We start from the raw sequence: 4,480 nt of genomic DNA on the forward strand, positions 1-4,480 counted from the left end.
ATTGATTCACCCGAAGGGAAGAGAGAATTTGGCCAATTTCTTCGTCACTCCTCGTTGCTGTATGTAAACATACAGCTTCCTCGTCGTTTCTAGAACTTGGCTCAAATTCTCTCTTCTAAACTTTGACGCTAGTTCGAATCCCGCACTCTTTGTCTTGGAATGATTTAAAAATAATCCTGACGTTCGCCAGCTGGCGGAGTTGGGGTTATTTTTTGTTTCAACATCTTATCCACATATATATATTGACAGGGAATTGGCCAGCTGATAGGATTACACGCAATGAATATAAGCAGACAATTATTCAAAAAGCGGCTCAAATGGTATTGAATTGAGAGGTCTTTGGACTGTCTGTAGAGCCGCGTAAATACGCGGTTTTTCTTTTATCCATCGTCCGAATGTTTCTATAAATTTGGGGATATGGGACGGTTGATAAGAATACCAGCATCTTGATAATCAAATAGTAAGGGTTTTTAAGTCTAAATATAAAGTAAAAAGGAACAACCCGATAAAGTGGTATCGGGCATATTGTTCCGCAATGTAATTAAGGGCGTATGGTGGATGCCTTGGCTTTGGAAGGCGATGAAGGACGTGGCGTGCCTGCGATAAGCCTCGGGGAGGTGGCGAGCAACCTTTGATCCGGGGATGTCCGAATGGGGAAACCCATTTCGGTAAAACCGAAATGCCCTGTCTATGACAGGGCGCGTACCCGCTGAAGTAAAACATTTCAGTAAGCGGAGGAAAAGAAAACAACGAGATTACCAAATCGGTGTTCAACAGTTTTTGCTAGCAGACACCGATTTGATAATCTCAAAATTCCCCTAGTAGCGGCGAGTGAAAAGGGAACAGCCTAAACCCGCCGTGCTTTGCACGGACATTTCGACATATCGATATATCGAAATTTCCGCGCAGAGCGCGGTGGGGGTTGCAAGATAACGGCGTCAATTTATTTTGGGAAAGCGAAAAGTTACATGATTAGCAGAACGGCCCTGGAAAGGCCGGCAAAATAGGGTGATAGCCCCGTATGCGAAAATCGATGTATTCTTTCTGCTGTTATTCTTAAGTACTGCCCCGTATGGTGACTGGGCAGGAATCCGCCAGAACTAGTCTGGCAAGGCTAAATACTTCCAAAGACCGATAGTGAACAAGTACCGTGAGGGAAAGGTGAAAAGCAGCCCGTTGAGGGCGGTGAAATAGTACCTGAAACCATATGCTTACAAGGAGTGGGAGCCCGCAAGGGTGACCGCGTGCCTATTGAAGAATGAGCCAACGAGTTTTTGGGTGTTGCTTCTCTAAGCCGCGTGAGCGGCGAAGGGGTAGGGAAACCGAGTCTGAATAGGGCGAATCAAGACTGTGGAATGTGGATGGGTAGATCGTGGTTTTACTGCAATCTACTCGCTACGTTCTACACTCTTAATGCATCACTCAAAAGACCCGAAGCCAGATGAGCTTGCCATGGGCAGGGTGAACTTCGAGTAACATCGGAGGGAGGCCCGAACCGGTAGGTCGTTCAACGCCTTCGGATGACCTGTGGTAAGGAGTGAAAAGCTAATCGAATCTGGTAATAGCTGGTTCTCTTCGAAATAGCTTTAGGGCTAGCCCTTCATATTCCTCTCGGGGGTAGAGCTACTGGATGGTTCGTAAGGGCGAAAGCTCGGCGAACCAATCAAACTCCGAATACCGAGAGTTAAAAATGGAGGAGTCAGCAGGCGGGGGCTAAGCTCCGTCGTGCAAGAGGGGAAGAGCCCAGATCGTCAACTAAGGTCCCTAAATCATAGCTAAGTGTGAAAGGAGGTGGAGTTTCTCAAACAGCGAGGAGGTTGGCTTAGAAGCAGCCATCCTTTAAAGAGTGCGTAACAGCTCACTCGTCTAGAGACACTGCGCTTAAGATTCATCGGGGCTAAGCTATGTACCGAAGTTACGGGTTTATTTTGCTTCGGCAAAATAAGCAGTAGAAGAGCATTTTGATCGCTGTGAAGATAGACCCGTGAGGGCTATTGGAGCGTTCAGAAGAGAGAATGTTGGCACTAGTAACCACAATGCCGGTGAGATACCGGCACGCCGAAAACCCAAGGTTTCCTCCGCAATGAAAATCAACGGAGGGTTAGTCGGTCCTAAGGTAATGGTGAAAACCGCAACCGATGGACAGCTGGTTAATATTCCAGCACTGCCATGTTTTTTCGATGGGGTGACGGGGATGATAGACAGAGGCCTATTATTGGATTTAGGTAATCAGGTGATTTGCGTTCTCCGGCAAATACGGAGAATTGGTTTAATCCGACGCAGATTGCGTGGTTAAATTTTCTTCTTCGGAAGAGAAAATTTCTGTTGAAGGTCCTCCAAGAAAAACCTCTAGAGTCAAAGATATGGCAACCGTACCGAAAACCGACACAGGTGGGTTGGTGGAGAACACTAAGGCGAATGAGTGATTCCTCGTTAAGGAACTCGGCAAAAAAGCGGCCGTAAGTTCGCAAAATGGCCTAGCCGACGCAAGTCGGCTCGCAGTGAAAGTACCCCTGGCGACTGTTTACCAAAAACACAGCTCCCTGCTAACTCGTAAGAGGATGTATAGGGGGTGACGCCTGACCAATGCGAGAAGGTTAAAGATTCTTGTCGTGCGGATTTATCTGTACGGCTCTGGGTCTCAAGCCCTCGTCAATGTCGGCAGTAACTATAACTGTCTTAAAGTAGGTAGCGCTGCTTTAATAAAATCTGGCTATATGCTGGAAAGTCTGTGGATAAAAAATCCTGGAGTATTTGGTGCTACTAAGGTATACTTATCCTTAAGTATGATTAGTAAAAATGCATCCAATGCAGACAATCAGCAGGAAAGGCAAGATTATTATTTGGGATGGATAACTGGTTTTGTTGACGGAGAAGGATGTTTTTCGGTGGGAGTTTTTAGAAACCGGATATTAAAAAGCGGATGGCAAGTTTTTCCTGAATTTGTTATAACGCAAGGCGAAAAAAGTTTATATGCGCTCAAGGAATTACAAAATTTCTTCAGTTGCGGAAAAATTTTCGTCAATAATCGTTATGACAATCATCGAGAACCGCTATACCGTTACTGTGTTAGATCTATTAAAGATATCCGTGAAAAAATTATTCCCTTTTTCCAAAAATATCCACTTCGTACCGCAAAACAAAGCGATTTTATCAGATTTACAAAAATCATAGGTATGATGGAACAAAAAATTCATCTGACTGCTATAGGAATGAAGAAGATCGCGAAAATTGTGGAGCAAATGAATCGCAAGAAACCATCTAAATATCTTGAATCCTCAGAGACTATACGCCAGACCAAGCACTCAAGGCGCTAAGTGCATTGGAAGATATAGTCCGATCTCCATGGCGACATGGAGGATTCTGTCTAAATTTTGTTCTGCAAAACTTAGACAGGTGATAACGTAATTGAGCGCAATTCCTTTTCGGGTAAGTTCCGAAGCGCACGAAAGGCGTAACGACTGGGGGACTGTCTCAACGAGGAGCTCGGTGAAAATACAATACCGGTGAAGATGCCGGTTACCTGTAGTTAGACGAAAAGACCCCGGAAGCTTTACTGCAGCTTGGTATTGAGTCTAAGGTTTTGTTGCGTAGCATAGAGAGGAGGCGATGATATCCTGTTTCTGGATGGGATGGAGCCGCCAGTGAAATACTCTTCTATAAAATTTTAGATTCTAACTCTCTTGGAAGCGGGTTTTTGGTTTTTTAATTATTTTAGAAATCAAAAACCCGTAAACCAAGAGAAGACAGTGCCTGGTGGGCAGTTTGTGTGGGGCACATTCCTCCCAAAAAGTAATGGAGGAGTCTATTAAGGTCGGCTTGGCTCCGATGGAAACGGAGCTGGACGCGTAAAGGCAAAAGCCGGCTTAACTGCAAGACGGATATGTCGCGCAGGTGCGAAAGCAGAGCTTAGTGAACCGATGGTGCTTGCTAGAATATGGCCAAAGATCATCAGACAAAAGCTACTCCGGGGATAACAGGCTAGTTCCGCCCGAGCGTCCCTAGCGACGGCGGAGTTCGGCACCTTAACAAATCGGGGTGCTATGCGAGTAATCGCATATAGCCAATCTTATTATTCAAGCGATAGGGCTTGGTGAATAAGAAAAATCGTGGCTTATAACGGTGGACTCCATATGATATAATTAAGTATGGACAATACCGTGGGAAGTCGTCCTGCTCTACAAAACAGGATTGACCCCGTAGAGACTTATTTCAAAATAAATGGAGCTTTGGTTTTAAATCAAAGCTAATACGCCACCGCCTAATATTTTACTAAAATATTAGGATGAAGATATAGTCCGCTACTTTCAGTAATGAAAGAAAACATTCGACGATGTCGGCTCAACTTAGCGCGGGGGTGGAGAAGCTCCCAAGCGTTTGGCTGTTCGCCAATTAAAAGGGCACGTGAGCTGGGTAAGTTAAACACTTCAAATGAGCCCAGCAACCTTCGCACGAGGATCAGTATTTCAAAATACTGATA

At 45.1% G+C, this 4,480-nt stretch carries 1 rRNA gene and 1 other annotated feature; the gene reads left to right on the top strand.

Annotated features, from left to right (window positions below):
• Positions 1-544 precede the first annotated feature (544 nt).
• Positions 545-4,087, top strand: a 23S ribosomal RNA gene (locus Q8R38_03340).
• 244 nt (positions 4,088-4,331) lie between these two features.
• Positions 4,332-4,429, top strand: a sequence feature (23S ribosomal RNA rRNA prediction is too short).
• Positions 4,430-4,480 lie beyond the last annotated feature (51 nt).

The organism is Candidatus Omnitrophota bacterium, assembly GCA_030695905.1.
GTDB lineage: Bacteria > Omnitrophota > Gorgyraeia > 2-01-FULL-45-10 > 2-01-FULL-45-10 > CAZHPY01.